This window comes from Bacillus sp. (in: firmicutes), assembly GCA_012842745.1.
Taxonomy (GTDB): domain Bacteria; phylum Bacillota; class Bacilli; order Bacillales; family Bacillaceae_J; genus Schinkia.
In genome coordinates, this window is record DUSF01000035.1 from 146,155 (window position 1) to 165,369 (window position 19,215).

General features: G+C 37.6%; 17 protein-coding genes. 12 read left to right on the forward strand and 5 right to left on the reverse strand.

Translation table 11 applies throughout. The features are described 5' to 3' along the window. Positions 1 to 184: 184 nt before the first annotated feature. Together GX497_05795 and argH are read left to right on the forward strand one after the other, a co-directional pair. The gene (locus GX497_05795; protein ID HHY72726.1) at positions 185 to 1,393 is read left to right on the forward strand and encodes an argininosuccinate synthase; all 1,209 of its coding nucleotides are present in this window, start codon (positions 185 to 187) and stop codon (positions 1,391 to 1,393) included. Beyond that, positions 1,390 to 2,763: an argininosuccinate lyase gene (argH, locus tag GX497_05800; protein HHY72727.1), complete on the forward strand. Its 1,374-nt coding sequence runs from the start codon at positions 1,390 to 1,392 to the stop codon at positions 2,761 to 2,763. The genes GX497_05795 and argH overlap by 4 nt, the downstream gene beginning before the upstream one ends. A 13-nt stretch (positions 2,764 to 2,776) precedes the next feature. Here the strand turns inward: argH and GX497_05805 are convergent, their stop codons facing one another. Further along, entirely contained in the window at positions 2,777 to 3,226 is a 450-nt protein-coding gene (locus GX497_05805; protein HHY72728.1) for a universal stress protein, read from the reverse strand. Between the two features lie 92 nt (positions 3,227 to 3,318). On the opposite strand from GX497_05805, the gene GX497_05810 reads away from it, so the two are divergent. Next, on the forward strand, positions 3,319 to 3,720 hold the full coding sequence (locus GX497_05810; protein ID HHY72729.1) for a hypothetical protein: 402 nt from the start codon (positions 3,319 to 3,321) through the stop codon (positions 3,718 to 3,720). Positions 3,721 to 3,765: 45 nt separating this feature from the next. Here the strand turns inward: GX497_05810 and GX497_05815 are convergent, their stop codons facing one another. Next, a complete protein-coding gene (locus GX497_05815; protein ID HHY72730.1) occupies positions 3,766 to 4,863 on the reverse strand; it encodes an aminopeptidase P family protein in 1,098 nt (365 codons plus the stop codon). A 156-nt stretch (positions 4,864 to 5,019) separates the two neighbouring features. Here GX497_05815 and GX497_05820 point away from each other — a divergent pair, with 156 nt between their 5' ends. Together GX497_05820 and GX497_05825 are read left to right on the forward strand one after the other, a co-directional pair. After that, complete coding sequence (locus GX497_05820) at positions 5,020 to 5,709, forward strand: metal-dependent hydrolase (GenBank protein ID HHY72731.1); 690 nt, start codon at positions 5,020 to 5,022, stop codon at positions 5,707 to 5,709. A gap of 178 nt (positions 5,710 to 5,887) precedes the next feature. Next, the gene (locus tag GX497_05825; protein HHY72732.1) at positions 5,888 to 7,198 is read left to right on the forward strand and encodes a CBS domain-containing protein; all 1,311 of its coding nucleotides are present in this window, start codon (positions 5,888 to 5,890) and stop codon (positions 7,196 to 7,198) included. A gap of 39 nt (positions 7,199 to 7,237) precedes the next feature. On the opposite strand, the gene GX497_05830 is transcribed toward GX497_05825, so the two are convergent. Next, positions 7,238 to 7,537, reverse strand: a complete 300-nt coding sequence (locus GX497_05830; protein ID HHY72733.1) for a hypothetical protein — start codon at positions 7,535 to 7,537, stop codon at positions 7,238 to 7,240. A gap of 182 nt (positions 7,538 to 7,719) precedes the next feature. On the opposite strand from GX497_05830, the gene GX497_05835 reads away from it, so the two are divergent. After that, a complete protein-coding gene (locus GX497_05835) occupies positions 7,720 to 8,664 on the forward strand; it encodes a bifunctional oligoribonuclease/PAP phosphatase NrnA (protein HHY72734.1) in 945 nt (314 codons plus the stop codon). A gap of 46 nt (positions 8,665 to 8,710) precedes the next feature. On the opposite strand, the gene GX497_05840 is transcribed toward GX497_05835, so the two are convergent. Together GX497_05840 and GX497_05845 are read right to left on the reverse strand one after the other, a co-directional pair. Further along, positions 8,711 to 9,211, reverse strand: coding sequence for a sporulation protein (locus GX497_05840; protein ID HHY72735.1), 501 nt, complete (start codon positions 9,209 to 9,211; stop codon positions 8,711 to 8,713). Next, positions 9,208 to 9,546, reverse strand: a complete 339-nt coding sequence (locus GX497_05845) for a sporulation protein (GenBank protein ID HHY72736.1) — start codon at positions 9,544 to 9,546, stop codon at positions 9,208 to 9,210. Before GX497_05845 ends, GX497_05840 begins: the two co-directional genes overlap by 4 nt. Positions 9,547 to 9,663: 117 nt before the next feature. On the opposite strand from GX497_05845, the gene dnaE reads away from it, so the two are divergent. The 6 genes from dnaE (at position 9,664) to pyk (ending at position 19,178) form a co-directional block, all read left to right on the forward strand. Then, on the forward strand, positions 9,664 to 13,026 hold the full coding sequence (gene dnaE, locus GX497_05850) for a DNA polymerase III subunit alpha (GenBank protein HHY72737.1): 3,363 nt from the start codon (positions 9,664 to 9,666) through the stop codon (positions 13,024 to 13,026). A gap of 146 nt (positions 13,027 to 13,172) precedes the next feature. Then, positions 13,173 to 14,411 (forward strand): NAD-dependent malic enzyme, encoded by a 1,239-nt coding sequence (locus tag GX497_05855; protein ID HHY72738.1) that lies wholly within the window; start codon positions 13,173 to 13,175, stop codon positions 14,409 to 14,411. Positions 14,412 to 14,467: 56 nt separating this feature from the next. Further along, positions 14,468 to 15,325, forward strand: a complete 858-nt coding sequence (locus tag GX497_05860; GenBank protein ID HHY72739.1) for an acetyl-CoA carboxylase carboxyltransferase subunit beta — start codon at positions 14,468 to 14,470, stop codon at positions 15,323 to 15,325. A 14-nt stretch (positions 15,326 to 15,339) separates the two neighbouring features. Continuing rightward, the gene (accA, locus tag GX497_05865) at positions 15,340 to 16,317 is read left to right on the forward strand and encodes an acetyl-CoA carboxylase carboxyl transferase subunit alpha (GenBank protein HHY72740.1); all 978 of its coding nucleotides are present in this window, start codon (positions 15,340 to 15,342) and stop codon (positions 16,315 to 16,317) included. A gap of 111 nt (positions 16,318 to 16,428) precedes the next feature. Next, positions 16,429 to 17,388 (forward strand): 6-phosphofructokinase, encoded by a 960-nt coding sequence (pfkA, locus tag GX497_05870; GenBank protein ID HHY72741.1) that lies wholly within the window; start codon positions 16,429 to 16,431, stop codon positions 17,386 to 17,388. A 35-nt stretch (positions 17,389 to 17,423) separates the two neighbouring features. Beyond that, positions 17,424 to 19,178 carry a pyruvate kinase gene (gene pyk / locus GX497_05875; protein HHY72742.1) on the forward strand — a complete coding sequence of 585 codons (1,755 nt, stop codon included), beginning with the start codon at positions 17,424 to 17,426 and terminating at the stop codon, positions 19,176 to 19,178. The last annotated feature ends 37 nt before the right edge of the window (positions 19,179 to 19,215 follow it).

Below are 19,215 nucleotides of genomic sequence, written 5' to 3' on the forward strand. Positions count from 1 at the left end.
AAAATAATTTTATGATAACCTATTGAAAAATGGTGTAAAACTTGTTACAGTATAGTTTATTAATGAGTAATCATATATTGCATTTAATTATTAAGGGACAATCAATCCCTTTTCATTTTTGTTTAGTGTGAATATTTATGAATTATTAAGAATCTTTATACAGGAATTTAAGGAGGAGTCTTAAGTGGCTAATAAAAAATGTGTACTTGCTTATTCTGGTGGACTTGATACGTCCGTTGCAATTAAATGGATTGCAGAACAAGGCTTTGATGTTATTGCGGTCTGCCTTGATGTCGGTGAAGGAAAAGATTTAGATTTTATTAAAGAAAAAGCGTTAAAAGTAGGCGCAATTAAATCTATCGTAATTGATGCAAAAAATGAATTTGCTGAAAGCTTTGTATTGCCAGCAATTTATGCAAATACAATGTATGAAAATAAATATCCATTAGTATCAGCATTATCTCGTCCGTTAATTGCGAAAAAACTAGTTGAAATTGCCGAACAAGAAGGCGCTGACGCTATTGCTCATGGTTGTACAGGTAAAGGAAATGACCAAGTTCGTTTTGAAGTGTCATTTGCAGCATTAAATCCAGAGTTAGATGTGATTGCTCCTGTTCGTGAGTGGAGCTGGTCACGTGAAGAAGAAATCGAATATGCAAAAAAACATGGTATTCCAATTCCGATCAATTTAGACAGCCCTTACTCGATTGACCAAAATTTATGGGGACGTGCAAATGAGTGTGGTGTGTTAGAAGATCCATGGGCAGCACCACCTGAAGATGCTTATGAGTTAACCAATCCAGTTGAGAACACACCTGATACACCTGAATATATTGAAATTGAATTTATTCAAGGGAAACCAGTTACGTTAAATGGTAAACATTATCCTTTAGATGAATTAATTCTTACTTTAAATAAAATTGCTGGCAAGCATGGTGTTGGCCGCATTGACCATGTTGAAAACCGTTTAGTAGGTATTAAATCTCGTGAAGTATACGAAGCACCTGCGGCAATTACGTTAATTAAAGCTCATAAAGAGCTTGAAGATTTAACACTTACACGTGAAGTAGCACACTTCAAACCAATTATTGAAATGAAGCTAGAAGAAGTTATTTATAATGGCCTTTGGTTCTCGCCGTTAACAGATGCATTAAAAGCATTTTTAACAGAAACACAAAAAACAGTAACAGGCGTTGTACGTGTCAAACTTTATAAAGGCAATGCTATTGTTGATGGCCGTAAATCTGATTATTCATTGTATAATGAAAATCTTGCAACATATACAACAGAAGATACGTTTGATCATACAGCTGCCATTGGTTTTACGAAGCTTTGGGGTCTACCAACACAAGTAAACAGCATGGTGAATGGTAAGAAGAAGGTGAACGCGTGAAAAAACTTTGGGGTGGCCGTTTCCAAAAAACAGCTGAGGAGTGGGTCGATGACTTTGGTGCATCGATCCACTTTGATAAACAGTTAGTTGAAGAGGATATCGAAGGTAGTCTAGCACATGTAACAATGCTAGGGAAATGTGGAATTTTAACAAATGACGAAGCTACGAAAATCAAAGCAGGCCTTGAAACATTGCTAGAAAAAGCGAAAAATAATGAGCTGGAATTCTCTGTTCAATATGAAGATATTCATTTGAATATTGAAAAGCAGCTCATTGATTTAATCGGTCCTGTCGGCGGTAAGCTACATACTGGTCGTAGCCGCAATGACCAAGTGGCAACAGATGTACATCTATATTTGCGCAACCAAGTGTTCGATATTTTAGAGGCAATTAGGTCGCTGCAAAAAGCTCTTGTGAAGCAAGCAGAACAGCATGTTGAAACGATTATTCCTGGCTACACGCATCTGCAGCGGGCCCAACCAGTTTCGTTTGCTCATCATCTTTTAGCCTATTTTTGGATGCTTGAGCGTGACTACGAAAGAATGCAAGAATCGTATAAACGAATTAACATTTCTCCGTTAGGAGCGGGGGCATTAGCTGGCACAACATTCCCAATTGATCGTGAGTATACGGCAGAATTGTTGGGCTTTGATAGTGTATATAATAATAGCTTAGATGCTGTAAGTGATAGGGATTATATTTTAGAGTTTTTAAGCAATTCATCAATATTGATGATGCATCTATCGCGTTTTTGTGAGGAATTAATTTTATGGTCTTCCTCGGAGTTCAATTTTGTCGAAATCGATGATACGTTTGCAACAGGCTCCAGCATCATGCCGCAAAAGAAAAATCCTGATATGGCAGAACTAATCCGCGGAAAAACAGGACGAGTTTATGGCGCATTATTTGGCTTGTTAACGGTTATGAAAGGTACGCCTTTAGCTTACAACAAAGACTTCCAAGAAGATAAAGAAGGCATGTTTGATGCTGTTAAAACAGTAAAAGGCTCTCTTGAAATATTTGCGGGCATGATTGACACTTTAAAGGTGAAAACTGAAGTGCTTCAGGAGACCGTTAAGGCTGACTTTTCAAATGCAACAGAGCTTGCAGACTATTTAGCAACGAAAGGGATGCCGTTCCGTGAAGCTCATGAAGTTGTTGGCAAGTTAGTTTTCACATGCATCCAAAGAGGAATCTATTTACTTGATCTTTCAATGGATGACTACAAAGAAGCATCAGCATTGTTTGCTGAGGATATTTACGAAGTTCTGCAACCGAAAACAGTTGTGGCAAGACGTAATAGTCTTGGTGGGACAGGCTTTGAACAAGTGAAAAGTGCATTAGATAAAGCAAAAAAAGCGTTGGGTTAAACCCAACGCTTTTTTATTCTACATCGTTTGAACGAACAACTAACACATCACATTTTGCATAACGCATAATATGTTCGGATACACTACCAATAAAGAAACGTTCAACAGCATTTAAACCTGTTGCACCACAAACAATTAAATCAACATTATGATTTGGTGCAAAGTCTTTAGCAATTTTTACTTTTGGGGAGCCATATCCAATAATGACATCAACTTGAGCAATGCCAGCTTCTTCTGCTTCTTTTTTATGCGATTCCAACAGTTCGTTTGCGAATACTTCAGCACGCTCAACAATCGTGCGGTCATAGGCTTCAACCGTTGCAAATGCTCTTGTATCAATAACATGTCCAATCAATAGTTTAGCATTGTTACTTTTGGTTATGTCCACTGCTTTTTTAAAAGCTCTTTCTGATTCCTTTGAACCGTCAATCGCGACCAAAACATTTTTATAAGCTAAACTCATAAAAAATTCCCCCTAGATGGTAATATAGGCAACTACTATAGCTCATTATATCATTTTACAATTCTAATAAATGGCTAAAAGTTGAAAAAATAATGAAAAAATTAGCAGAGGTGATAGAAGTGTTGCGACATTTTATTATAATCGCAATTTCGACGTTTGTTATTCTCGCTGGTTTTCCTTTCAATACTGCTGCAGACGATTTGATAAATTGTGTAGCCTTTAAAATAACGTTAGTTTCGGAAGGACAGGAAATCGAATGGGAGTATGAAAATCCTGATGGGTTTGAATATGAAGTCGGGAGTACGGTGATAAAAGGGCAAAATGCAAAAGAAGAAGTTGAAAAAATGTATAACGCTTTACAATTAACAAAATCAACGGAAGTGGAAGAAATAAAACAAATTCTTGAAAAGCAAGGCTATGACAAACTTGAAAAATTTGTCGTACGCTTAAAATATTTTGATGAGGAATTATTGACATGGAGTTGGGTTCGATAAAAATTCCGTCAATCGATTATTGTTCCCTAATCGATTGACGGAATTTTATTTAATAATCTGCAATTCCTTCGGATATTTTGTCAGTACCACTCTTCCGTTCTCTGCAATATAAATATCATCCTCAATGCGTACTCCACCTACGTTAGGTACATAAATTCCAGGCTCAATGGTAAACGTCATTCCTGTTTTTAAAAAATCTTGATTAGCACTATGAAGCGAAGGGAATTCATGAACATCAATCCCTAAACCGTGTCCGATTCGGTGTGTGAAAAATTCTCCATAACCAGCTTCGCTTATAATATCCCTAGCAATGTGGTCTACTTTTCCAATTTCAACGCCAGGCTTGCTTTCCTGAACGGCTACCAACTGTGCTTTTAATACTGTCTCATATATTTCCCGCTGTTGATCAGTAACGGAATGATAAGCGACAGTCCTTGTAATGTCAGAGCAATACCCATCAAGGACAACCCCAAGGTCAAATAAAACAAACTCCCCTTTTTCGATTATTTCTAAATTAGGTACACCGTGTGGCAAGGCAGTTTTCGCACCAGTTAACACCATCGTCGCAAAGGACATTTCCCTTATGCCTTTGCTCTTTAACTCATACTCAATCTTCGCGACAATTTCTAATTCGGTTTTCCCTTCTTTAATGGCACTAATGCCCACTTCAACTCCAAAATCAGCTAATTTTGCCGCCTCTCTTAAAATGGCTAATTCATTTTCGTCTTTTATTAAACGGAGCTCGTTTAGTTTTTCTTCGATAGCTTTAAAAGAAGTGTTTGGAAAAATAGTTTGCAGTTTTTCGACGTGCTCAAAGGTTAGATGGCCTTTTTCCACAGCAATTGTATGCACATCAATTTTTCTTTTTTGAACAGCTTTTTGAACAAACTCCCAAGGATTGTCAGTGTCATCATAGCCAATAATTTCATAGCCCCAACCCGCATTTTTAGCGGCTGTCATTTCCATTTTTGGACAAATTAAAAATGGTTCTTCATCTTGAAATAAACAAACACCTGCAATTCTTTCATGTGGATTCGTATAAAAATTACTTACATAAAAAATATTTGCGGTTGAAGTAATAAAAGCAAAGCTTACATTTTCCTTTTTAAGCCACTTTACAAGTTCACCAATACGTTGTTCCATCATAGCAACCCCTCTAAACATTATTTTACAATAAATTTACCAGAAATAGGGTTATGAAGTAAAATTTAATGATAATAAAATGAATAGTATAGAGGAATTTTGGCCTCTATGTCGTAGTATTGTTATAGGGAAATATATTTCAAGGAGTGAGATTATATGAAGGTTTCATTTCATGGACATGCGGTTGTATTAATTGAGACAGAAGGAAAGCGAATTATTATTGACCCATTTATTACAGGCAATAGTTTATGTGATTTGAAAGCCGATGAACTTGAAGTAGATGTGATTTTAGTTACACATGGTCATGGTGATCATTTAGGAGATACGATTGAATTAGCGAAAAGGAATAATGCAGTAGTTGTCGCACCTAATGAATTAGCGATTTATTTAGGATGGCAAGGGTTACATTCCCATCCAATGCATATTGGTGGTTCTTATCAATTTGATTTTGGGAAGGTAAAATTTACGCAAGCATTCCATGGTTCATCAATCATGAATGAAGAAACGCAGGAAATCACTTATACGGGCATGCCTTCGGGAATTTTATTTACGAATGAGGGAAAAACAATTTATCATGCCGGTGATACAGCGTTATTTTCTGATTTAAAATTAATTGGAGAACTGAATAATATTGATGTTGCCTTCCTACCAATTGGTGATAATTTTACGATGGGCCCAGAAGATGCGCTTTTAGCAGCAAAATGGGTAAAGGCGAAAACAGTTGTTCCAATTCATTTTAATACATTCCCCGTGATTAAGCAGGATGGGGTTGAATTTGTTTCAAGACTGGCAGTAGAAGGCATTAATGGCAAGCTTCTAAAACCTGGTGAAGGATTAGAATTTTAAATAAGACACGACATTTGTTATTATCGACAAATGTCGTGTCTTTACTTTAATGGAAGGATTTATTGTCGAAAAGATTTGATAATATCCGAGTTTCTAACATTGATGCATTGAAGTCAACTTCATCAACAAGTATAATTTAAAAAAACGCGTAATTTCTGCTAAAGGTGTGGTGAGATGGTTGGCAACAAAGCATGAACAAATACTACAGCATATTGAATCATTGGCAGTGGGAAATAAAATTTCCGTACGCCAAATTGCAAAAGATTTAAGTGTCAGTGAAGGTACCGCTTATCGAGCGATAAAGGATGCTGAAAATAAAGGGTTAGTAAGTACAATTGAACGAGTTGGCACGATTCGAATAGAAAAAAAGAAAAAGGAAAATATCGAAAAGCTAACATATGCCGAAATTGTTAATATTGTCGATGGACAAGTTTTAGGTGGGAGGGAAGGGCTACATAAAACGCTGAATCAGTTTGTCATCGGGGCGATGAAGCTTGAAGCGATGCTGCGCTATGTTGGCGCTGGAGATCTATTAATCGTAGGAAATCGTGATAAGGCACATGAGGAAGCGATTAAGGCTGGGTCTGCAGTATTAATAACAGGAGGCTTTGATGCTAATGAGAAGGTTAAACAATTAGCAGATGAAAAAAAGCTGCCAATTATCTCATCAAGCTACGATACATTTACGGTTGCGACGATGATCAACAGGGCAATCTACGACCAGCTTATTAAAAAAGAAATTGTTGTTGTCGATGACATTTTAACCTCTGTTGACCGGACGTTTTTTATGAAAACAACGGATACGGTTGAAGAGTGGTATGAATTAAATGCTGAAACAAGACATAGCCGTTTTCCGGTTGTTGACGAAAATATGAAAATCCAAGGTATCATTACATCTAAAGATATTATGGGTGCTAACAGGACAGTATCAATCGAAAAGGTTATGACGAAAAATCCAATTACTGTTAATGCGCGCACATCAGTAGCTAATTCCGCTCACCTGATGGTTTGGGAAGGAATCGAGCTTCTTCCAGTTATTGATGACCATCAACGCCTGCTCGGAATAGTAAGCCGTCAGGACGTATTAAAGGCCTTGCAGGTCATTCAGCGACAGCCGCAAATGGGTGAAACATTAGATGATATTGTGACGAGCCAATTTACAGAAGAAAGTGAAGGAGGCCAGCATATTTTCCGTTGCAAGGTAAGTCCGCAAATGACAAACCACCTTGGTACAATTTCCTACGGGGTGTTTACGACGATTGTAACAGAAGCTGGTAGCCGTGTTTTACGAAATTATAAAAAAGGTGATCTTGTTATCGAAAACTTGACTATTTATTTTATGAAGCCCGTTCAAATTGATACTACGTTAGAAATCCATCCGAAAGTGTTAGAAGTTGGTCGCAAGTTTGGTAAGGTTGATGTAGATGTTTACAATGAAGGTAAAAATGTCGGGAAGGCATTATTAATGGCACAATTAATTGATCGTTAAAAAATAGGCTGACAAGCTTGTCAGCCTACTATGTTCATCCTAATTTTTCTGTTCTGCTTCCTCAATTGCTTTAGGCTGATAATATTTATAAGTTCTAAATCCTTGAAAGGCATAGGCAAGTCCAACAACGGAAAAGACGATTCCAACAATCGTTGATACTTTATCCTTCCAGAGGATAAGCTGGTCGGCCCCAAAGAAAAGCATAAAAAGACCTAAAGAAATCGTCGCTTTGCTAGAAATCCACTGACGATGATAGGGCTGCTTCGTTCTGAAATATTTTACTCTAAAAAAAATATAAAGACTTATACAAAGGACTGAAAGAATACCGAAAATAGGCATATGTGAAGCTCCTCCAACTATTTTTCTCTTTTAGATAATATTATTGTAACATTAAAACTAGTCTTATGGTTTAACTTTATTCAGAGTTTCCTCTCACTGCTATAAGTGGCAGGATGAATATAATCAATATATAATGAAGAGAATTGCAAGTGTTAAATTTTCGTTTGTAAAAGGAGATAGGCATGAAGGCTGAAATATTAGATGCAATTAAACGCTACGAAAAAATTATTATTCATCGTCATGTTCGTCCTGACCCAGATGCGGTTGGTTCCCAAGGTGGTTTGGCTGAAATGATTAAAGCTTCCTTCCCAGAAAAAAAAGTATTTGTTGTTGGTGAAATGTACGATTCGCTTTTATTTTTAAATAAAATGGATGATATTACCGACGACTATTATGACGGTGCATTAGTTATTGTTTGTGATACTGCCAACCAAGAAAGGATTAGTGATGACCGTTATAATCGTGGAGAGATGCTTATTAAAATTGATCACCATCCGAATCATGATCAATACGGCGATATTTTATGGGTAGACACAACATCAAGCTCCACAAGTGAGTTAATTTATGAGTTTTATCTATTTGGTAAGGAAAAAGGATTAAAAATGAATGAAAAAGCGGCACAATTAATTTTTGCCGGCATTGTCGGGGATACAGGTCGATTTTTATTCCCAAGTACAAATATAAAAACGTTTCGCTATGCTGCCGATTTGTTGGAATATAAGTTTAATCCAACTTCGCTATACGATCAACTATATAATACTACTATTGAGGTTGTACACCTACAGGGTTACATTCTTGAAAATTTCAAACATTTTGAATCGGGTGTTGCCTATATTTCAATCACCAAGGAAATATTAGAGAAGTTTAAAGTAACGCCTGCTGATGCTTCTCAATTAGTAAGCGTACTTGGAAATATTGAAAAAGTCTTAGCATGGGTATTTTTTGTTGAGGAAAATGGTGAAATTCGTGTCCGCTTACGTTCGCGCGGTCCGATTGTCAATACAATTGCCCAAAAATACAATGGCGGCGGCCATCCGCTCGCATCTGGGGCAACCATCTACAAATGGGAAGATACCGACCTAGTCATCAAAGACTTGGAAGAAGCTTGTCTGCAATTTAGAAATTAGGAAGCAGGGGACGGCTTTTCTGCTTCCTGAACCGTCCCCTGCCTCCTTATAACAACTCAACCTTTAAATAAAGATCAAGCCTTGTATATAAATGAAGCTGTTCGACCTTCATTTGATATTTTTGACCTTCAAGTGTGATGATTTTATTTTCAATCGTGTTGATTATTAATTGGGTATTAGCAGCAACCGTTTCAATATCTTGTTTTATTAATGAATTAATATCCTGCTTGATTGCTTCTTTTAAATTAAATTTAGTAAATTCGTTTAACATTAATTTTTTTTCATTTGTAAAAATAAAGTTAATTTCTTCAATAATTAGCTTCTTTTTGTTTTCTTCATTAAATTTTTCATAATCTTTTTGCCAAATGGCTTTCTCGTTTTCAAGATCCCGTATAGTTGCCTTCTGTTCTAAAAGTAAATTAATCTGTTTATCTTGTATATGACCATACATGAATAGGAAGACGAGCCAACCAGCAATAGTTCCAACAAAAACACCTGCTAAAAACCTCTGCCATGAGCGGAGTTGATAAAAAGGTGGGATTCTCATTGCGTTACATTCTCCTGAATGATCCAGCTAATGATTTTTGCAGCGGTTTGCGTCCCGCCCATTGCGGCAACAATTAATAACACTTGTTTGAAAATATCTAGTGGGACACCGTCAAATAATCCACGCTGGAAGTTTGTAATCGCATCAAAGGTCCCGCCAATAGCAGCAACGATGGCCCAGATTTTTAAGCTTTTCGCTATTCTGCCAATAATGATAAGGGGTGGTTCTCCGATAAGAAAGGCTGAGATGCCGCCAACTAAAGAGCCTCCTAACAGGACACCTAGAGCTATAAAATAACAATGGATCATCGTAGCCATAAAGCGTTCTTCACCCATATAGCCAACTCCTTAAAACCGCTTAATAAAGTTTATCAATACATACATATGGACAAAAGCAGACTAGTATGTTTGTTTTATACTATCGACATTTATATTTATTAGGGTGTGAGGAAAATGAAATTTGTACATCTTCATGTACATAGTTCTTATAGTTTGCTTAATAGTACGATGAATGTTGAAGAGCTTGTACGTTCAGCAGCTACACAGGGACATGCGGCTTTGGCAATCACAGATGAAAATGTAATGTACGGGGCGGTTGCATTTTACAAAGCATGCAAACGTCAGCACATTAAACCAATTTTAGGTATGTTACTTTTAGTAGAAGCTGAAACTGAAGTTAGTATGGAAGGTAAGCATGCCAGTTATCCCATGCTCGTATTAGCCCGGACGAATACTGGCTATCGCCACTTGCTTAAGCTTTCAACCATTGTTCAAACCGAACATAAAAACGGTGTCCCCTTACCAATATTAATGTCCCATTCAGAAGGACTTATTGCCATTTCTCCTGCTTCAGGTGAAATGAATCAACACCTTTTGAAACAATCATTTCAAGAGGCTGAACGAACAGTTGAAAAATACGTGCAAGTGTTTAAAGAAAATTTTTATATCGGCATTGAACCAAGTACAACAAAAGAGGAGGAGCGCCTCAATAGTTTAGTAATCAAATTTTGCAAAGAAAAAAACATTCAAGCTGTAGCAACGAACCGTGTTCACTATTTAAAAAAGGAAGATGCGCTCATTCATGACTGTTTGCAATGCATAAAGCATGGCACAAAGCTCAATGAAAAAGAAAGTCCAATTGAAAGACGAGAGAATTACTTAAAAGATGAAGAAATGATGATAAGGCAGTTTCACCATCTTCCCGAGGCCATTGCCAATACTGTGAAAATTGCCAACCAATGCGAAGTGACGATTCCGCTAGGTGAAATGGTCTTGCCGAAATACCCCTTGCCAACAGGGATGTCTGCAGATCAGTTTTTAAAAAGCTTATGCTTGAAAGGATTAGAAAAAAGATATAAAGCTTCGCCGCCAAGTGGTGCTGGGGAACGATTAGAATATGAATTATCGGTTATTCAAAAAATGAAATTTAGCGATTATTTTTTAATTGTTTGGGATTTTATGAGCTATGCACATAAAAAAAGAATTTTAGTAGGTCCAGGAAGGGGCTCTGCAGCGGGTTCACTAGTTGCTTATGTTCTTGGAATCACCAATATTGATCCATTAAAATATAATTTATTATTTGAGCGCTTTTTAAATCCAGAACGAATCTCGATGCCGGATATTGATATTGACTTTCCTGACCACCGCCGCGATGAAATGATTCAATATGTTTCACGAAAATACGGTAAAGAGCATGTCGCCCAAATTATCACGTTTGGCACATTGGCTGCCCGTGGGTCAATCAGAGATGTTGGCAGAGTGCTTGGAGTGCCAGTAAATGAAATTGATCGCTTAGCGAAAGTCATTCCTGGACGGCCTAGCATCACGTTAGAGCAGGCACTGAAAGAATCAGCAGCACTACAAAATGAACTAAAAGAAAATCATGTCGCCCGAAAAGTATTTACAATTGCTCAAAAAATTGAAGGTCTTCCTAGGCATACATCAACACATGCAGCAGGGGTGGTAATCAGTGATTCCCCATTAACAGACTCTGTTCCATTGCAGGAAGGGCATGGCGATGTATTATTAACTCAATATCCAATGGAAATACTTGAAGAAGTGGGCTTATTAAAAATGGATTTTCTCGGTTTGCGCAACTTGACGCTTATTGAAAATATTCAAGCGTTAATTCAGAAAGAAATGGGGCAAACTATGAATCTCCAAGATATTCCAATGGACGATGAAAAAACATTTACTTTGCTTGGAGAAGGTGATACAACAGGGGTCTTTCAGCTTGAATCGACAGGAATGAGGAAAGTATTATCCCGTTTGAAGCCTACTAATTTTGAAGATATTGTAGCTGTCAATGCCTTGTATCGTCCCGGCCCGATGGAAAATATTCCGACTTTTATTGAAAGAAAGCACGGTGAAAGGAAGATTTCTTTTCCGCATGAGGATTTAAAAGAGATTCTCGCACCAACCTATGGCGTCATCGTCTATCAAGAGCAGATTATGCAAATCGCCTCGAGAATGGCTGGCTTTACATTAGGTGAAGCAGACCTATTAAGACGTGCCGTTAGCAAGAAGAAGCGGGAAATATTAGAGAAAGAAAGAGAACACTTTGTGAAAGGCTGTCTTAAAAATGGCTATGACGAAATAGTTGCAGGACAGGTGTATGATTTAATTGTCCGTTTTGCAAATTACGGCTTTAATCGTAGCCATGCTGTTGCTTATAGTGTTATTGCCTACTGGTTGGCTTACTTAAAGGCGAATTATCCATTGTATTTTATGGCAGCCCTCTTAACGAGCGTTGTTGGAAATGAAGATAAAATTGCTCAATATATTGGTGAGGCAAAGCAAAAACATATAAAAATCCTTCCGCCATCGATTAACAAAAGCACGTACCGCTTTATGGTTGAAGATGGAAAGCTTAGATTTAGTTTAGCCTCGATCAAAAATATCGGGATGACAGCGCTCAAGGAAATTCTTTATCATCGCAAGAAAAAAGGCAAATTTACAGATCTTTTCGATTTTTGTGCAAGGGTATCACTTAGAGTCGTTAACCGTAGAGTAATTGAATCGTTAATCTTATCAGGGAGTTTGGATGAGTTTGGAAAAGACCGGGCCGAATTGTTGGCTAGTCTTGATGCAGCGGTGAACTATGCTGAATTAGTAAATGAAGAGGATGGCGGCCTTTTTTTATCGGATGATATTGTACCAAAGCCGCAATATGTAATGGTTGAACCATTCTCAACTGAAGCTAAGCTGCAATTTGAAAAAGAAGTTTTCGGCTTTTATTTGTCCGATCATCCAATTGAGCCTTATAAAACTTTATTAACGAGAATGAATGCTGTAACGATTGCCCATCTCAAAGCGCTTGTCGGCACATCTATCCATGTTGGTGCACTGATTGCTAATGAAAAGGTGATTAAGACAAAAAAAGGGGAACAAATGGCGTTTCTAACTTTAAGTGATGATACTGGGGAAATCGAGGCCGTTGCTTTTCCAGCGACCTACAAAAAATATGTAACATTATTAAATAAAGGGGAAATTTTATTTATTCAAGGCAAAATAGAAGAAAGAGAGGAAAAGCTGCAGCTCATTATAAATGCTGTAACATCAATAAAAACTTTAAAAGCGCATGCTTTTGAAAAGCTTTATTTGAAAGTAGATAAAAATCAACAACAAGCTGGAAAATTACATCAAATCAAAAATATCTTAAAACAATATCCAGGAACAACAGCAGTTTATATCCATTATGCCGATGAACAAAAAACGGTATTGCTTCCGAAAGAGTGGTCGGCAAAATTAACTGCTGAATGCCTGAAAAAGCTAAAAATGGTATTAGGTGCGAAAAATGTCGTAATAAAAAAGTAAATTTGAAATAAAAGAAATAGTCACAAAAATGAAGCATCTTTACAGGATAATCACTTTTGATATAATAAAGGAGTTTAGTATTTATTTTTAAGACTAGGTCTTACTTTATACAAACGAGCTAGGCAATTACTGAAGGAGTGAAATGAATGTCCGTTACACGGGAGGAAGCATTACACATACATCAAATTAACAAAGGAAAAGTAGAAATCAAATCAAAGGTTCCGGTTCGGAATGCGAATGATTTAAGCTTGGCTTATTCACCAGGAGTTGCTGAGCCGTGTAAAGTAATCTATGAGGATAAAAATAAAGTTTATGAATACACAATGAAGGGCAATATGGTTGCTGTAGTTTCTGATGGAACAGCCGTACTCGGATTAGGGAACATCGGACCTGAAGCAGCTCTTCCGGTAATGGAAGGAAAGGCTGTCTTGTTTAAAAGTTTTGCAGGTGTAGATGCATTCCCGATTTGCTTAAATACAACGGATGTTGAAAAAATAATCGAAACTGTCAAATTATTACAGCCTACATTTGGTGGTGTTAATTTAGAAGATATCTCAGCACCTAACTGTTTTATAATTGAAGAAAGACTGAAAAAAGAAGCGAGCATTCCAGTTTTTCATGATGATCAACATGGTACGGCCATTGTTACAGTTGCAGGATTAGTAAATGCGCTGAAATTAGTTGGGAAATCAATTTCCGATATTAAAGTTGTTATGAATGGTGCTGGTGCGGCCGGAATCGCCATCGTTAAGCTTCTATATCAATTTGGTGTTCGAAATGCGATTATGTGTGATACGAAAGGAGCCATTTTTGAAGGCCGCCCATATGGGATGAATGAAATCAAAGAACAAGTGGCTAAAATGACAAACCTCGAGAAAATTGAAGGCACTTTAGCAGATGTTATTAAAGGTGCAGATGTATTTATTGGTGTTTCTGTTGAAGGTGCGTTAACACCTGAAATGGTAAAATCAATGAACAACGATCCGATTATTTTTGCAATGGCTAATCCTGATCCGGAAATCCTGCCATCGCTTGCTAAAGAATGCGGCGCTAAAGTTGTTGGAACAGGCCGTTCTGATTTTCCAAATCAAGTTAATAACGTTTTAGCGTTTCCAGGTATTTTTAGAGGGGCATTAGATACGCATGCCACCCATATTAACGAAGAAATGAAAATAGCAGCAGTAAATGCTATTGCTGGCTTAATTTCAGACGAGGAGCTTTCATCTGATTACGTCATTCCAGCTCCATTTGATACTAGGGTTGCACCAGAGGTAGCAGCGGCTGTAGCTAAAGCGGCGATTGAAACCGGTGTAGCTAGGAAAGTTATAGATCCAGAAGACATCAAAGAAAAAACAAGAAAACTATCTTTACTAGAAGAAAATTAGGGCGTATCGCTTTTTTAAAAAAAGTTGATGAGCTAGGCTGTTAGGGGGGTATTTGGTTGCTTAAGGATTTATTAGGGAAAAAAAGAAAGAAGTATGCTGCAATTCCTTCTGAACAAGGCAAACAAGATGTACCAGAAGGCTTAATGACGAAATGTCCTGATTGTAAAAAAATTATGTACACAAAAGAATTAATGAAAAGTTTAATGGTCTGCCAAGTTTGTGGACACCATTTTCAAATGAATTCAAGTGAACGGATTGCCAGTGTTATTGATGAAGGGACATTTGTAGAATATGATCAAAATATGATTTCAGAAAATCCATTGAATTTTCCGGATTATATTGAAAAAATTGAAATAGACCGCAGGAAAACAGGTTTAAATGAAGCGATTGTAACAGGTGAAGGAAAAATAAATGGACTTGAAACGGTTATTGCTGTGATGGATTCGGGTTTTCGAATGGGTAGCATGGGTTCTGTAGTTGGAGAAAAAATCACCCGGGCTATTGAAAAAGCAATTGAGCGAAAAATTCCATTCATTATTTTCACTGCATCTGGCGGTGCGCGGATGCAAGAAGGTGTTCTTAGCTTAATGCAAATGGCAAAAACGAGTGCTGCCTTGAAAGCATTAAGCAATAGTGGTGGTTTAATTATTTCGGTGATGACACATCCAACAACAGGTGGCGTATCCGCAAGCTTCGCGTCATTAGGAGACTATAATTTCGCTGAACCTGGTGCATTAATCGGTTTTGCGGGCAGAAGAATTATAGAGCAAACAATCCGCGAGCAATTGCCAGATGATTTTCAAACAGCCGAGTTCTTGTTTAAACATGGTCAATTAGACAAAGTAGTAAATAGAATGGAATTAAAAGAGACATTAGCGACTGTCCTTGATATTCATAAATTTGCAAATTTATAGGAGGTGTTTTTTAATTGGCAGGAGAAATGGAATTTGAACGTCCGGTTATAGAACTTCGCAAAAAAATTATCGAATTAAAAAAATTTACTGAGGAAAAAGAAATTGATCTTTCCGATGAAATTAAAAAATTAGAATCAAGACTAGAAAAATTAGAGCAAGAGGTATATGGCAATTTAACCCCATGGGATCGAGTTCAAATTGCCCGCTTTCCAAATAGACCAACATCTCTTGAATACATTGGGCACCTTTTTACTGATTTTATTGAATTGCATGGAGACCGTTTTTATAGTGATGATGAAGCGATTGTTGGTGGTATTGCAAAATATCACGGTATACCCGTTACTATTGTTGGTCATCAGCGTGGAAAAGACACGAAAGAAAATATTCGCCGCAATTTCGGTATGCCACACCCTGAGGGCTATCGTAAAGCTTTGCGTTTAATGAAACAGGCGGAGAAGTTTAAACGTCCGATTATTACCTTTATTGATACGAAAGGCGCTTATCCCGGAAAGGCTGCAGAGGAAAGAGGCCAAAGTGAAGCAATTGCCAAAAATCTATTTGAAATGGCTGGTTTAACAGTACCCGTTATTAGCATTGTAATCGGTGAGGGCGGTAGCGGTGGTGCACTTGGAATAGGCGTTGGAAACCATATTCATATGCTCGAAAACTCTACATATTCTGTTATCTCACCTGAAGGCGCTGCTTCTATTCTTTGGAGAGACGCTAGCCAAGCAAAGCGAGCAGCTGAATCGATGAGAATTACTGCACCTGATTTAAAAGAGCTTGGGATTATAGACGAAATTATTCCAGAAGTGAAAGGCGGAGCCCACCGTGATATCGTGAAGCAAGCCGAAGAAATTGACAAAGTGCTTGCCAAATCAATGGATGAATTAATGGTATTAGATGAAAATGCTATCGTTCATAATAGGTATTTAAAGTATAAGAACATAGGAAAGATTTCGTTTTGTAATGAATATATAGAAGCAAAGTAAATTACTGTCATAAACGTGCTTTCATTGAATCGGAAGCACGTTTTCTTATACTGATAGTATTAAATTTACCAAAAAAATGAAAGATAATATAGATAATGAGGTGGCCCGAGGATGAAAAAAATCGGTGTATTAACAAGTGGAGGAGACTCCCCAGGAATGAATGCTGCGATTCGTGCAGTTGTCAGAAAGGCAATTTTTCACGGTGTAGAAGTCTATGGTATAAATTATGGGTTTGCAGGTTTAATATCTGGTGATATGAGAAAACTGGAACTTGGCTCTGTAGGTGATATTATCCATCGTGGCGGAACAATGCTTTATACAGCTCGCTGCAAAGAATTTAAAACAGAGGAAGGTAGGCAAAAGGCCATCGAAGAACTGAACAGGTATGGAATTGAAGGACTTGTTGTAATTGGTGGTGACGGATCTTTCCGTGGGGCAAAAGACCTGACTGAAAAAGGCTTCCCATGTATTGGTATACCAGGAACAATCGATAATGATATCCCTGGCACCGATTTTACAATCGGTTTTAATACAGCATTAAACACCGTCCTAGATGCAATTGATAAAATTCGTGATACAGCTACCTCCCATGAAAGAACATATGTAATTGAAACAATGGGGCGGCATGCTGGTGATATTGCACTATGGGCGGGACTGGCTGGTGGTGCTGAATCGATTATTATCCCTGAAGTTCAATATAATATGGATGAGATTGCAGGTCGAATTTTACGTGGCCATGAGCGTGGGAAAAAGCATAGTATTATCATTATTGCCGAAGGTGTTGGCAGCGGTTTAGAATTTAGTAAAAAGATTCAGGAAGCAACAAACCTAGAAACAAGAGTCACTGTATTAGGTTATATCCAACGTGGTGGAAAACCAACAGCATTTGATCGGACACTGGCAAGCCGATTAGGCGCTCGTGCCGTTGAGTTGTTGATTGAAGGGAAAAAAGGTAGAATGGTCGGGGTTGAATGCAATAAAGTTGTTGACCATGATATAATCGAAATCCTTTCGAGAGAACATAAGCTCGATGTTGAAATGTACAAACTTTCTCAGGAGTTATCAATATAAATTTATCTTTCTAAACAAAACAGGAGGCCTAGAAAATGAGAAAAACAAAAATTGTCTGCACGATTGGGCCAGCAAGTGAATCAGTAGATATTTTAATGGAACTAATGAAAGCTGGAATGAATGTAGCTAGATTAAATTTTTCCCATGGGAACTATGAGGAGCATGGGGAGCGTATTAAAAATATTCGTGAAGCAGCTAAAAGATTACAAAAAGATATTGCGATATTATTAGATACGAAAGGTCCAGAAATACGTACACACACAATGACAGGTGGAGAAATTCACCTTAATGTAGGGAATGAAGTTACCGTTTCAATGACAGAGGTTGTTGGAACAGAAGAAAAATTTTCTATTTCATATCCGGGGCTAATTGATGATGTTGAAGTGGGCTCAAAAATACTTCTTGATGATGGTTTAATTGAACTAGAGGTATTGCATAAAGGCAATAATGAAATCCGTACAAAAATATTAAATAGCGGTATTTTAAAAAATAGAAAAGGTGTTAATGTTCCAAATGTAGTTATTAATCTTCCTGCAATGACCGAAAAGGATGCGCAAGATATTTTGTTTGGAATCGAACAAAATGTTGATTTTATCGCTGCCTCATTTGTAAGAAAGGCACAGGATGTTTTAGCCATTCGCAAGCTCTTAGAAAAGAATAACGGAACAACAATCCGAATTATTCCAAAAATCGAGAATCAACAAGGGGTAGAAAACATTGATGAAATTTTGGAGGTTTCTGATGGGATGATGGTTGCTCGCGGTGACCTTGGTGTCGAAATTCCCGCTGAAGATGTTCCATTAGTTCAGAAAATGCTTATTAAAAAATGTAATACCGCTGGTAAGCCAGTTATAACGGCAACACAAATGCTAGATTCAATGCAAAGAAATCCTAGACCAACGAGGGCTGAAGCAAGCGATGTTGCCAATGCTATATTTGATGGGACAGATGCGATTATGCTTTCTGGTGAAACAGCCGCTGGCACATATCCTGTCGAAGCTGTTCAAACAATGGACAGGATTGCTTCTAAGGCGGAAACAGCTTTATCTTACTTAGAACTGTTAACAAATCGTAGAAAAGAAAGCGAAGTAACGATAACAGACGCTATCAGTCAATCTGTAGCCCATACAGCCTTAAACTTAAATGTAAAAGCAATCATAACGCCAACCGAAAGCGGATCAACAGCGCAAAGTATTTCTAAATATCGTCCTAAAGCCCCAATCATTGCTGTTACACCAAGCAATAAAATTTCAAGAAAATTAGCGCTTGTATGGGGTGTTTTTACAAAAGTAGGGAAATCTTCGGAGACAACTGATGAAATGCTTGATAATGCCGTTCAAGATGCACTTGAGACAGGTTTAGTTTCCCATGGTGACCTTGTCGTTTTAACCGCAGGTGTACCAATTGGAACGCCTGGAACGACAAATTTAATGAAGGTTCATATTATTGGCGATGTAATTGCAAAAGGGCAAGGAATCGGCCGCAGAAGTGCAACAGGTGAAGTTGTTATTATCAAGAACGTCAAAGAAGCAGAACAGAAAATGAAAGATGGAGCGATTGTTGTTACAACGAATACTGATCGCGATATGATGCCAGTATTAGAGAACGCAGCAGCGATTATTACAGAGGAAGGCGGCTTAACTAGCCATGCAGCCGTTATCGGCCTAAGTCTTGGATTACCTGTTATTGTTGGTGTTCAAAATGCGACGACATTATTTAAAGATGGACAGGAAATTACTGTCGATGCCGCCCGCGGCGATATTTACGATGGTCTTGCCAGCGTCATCTGAAAACTGGTCTTTTATATAATTAGATAAAAAAGCGTAG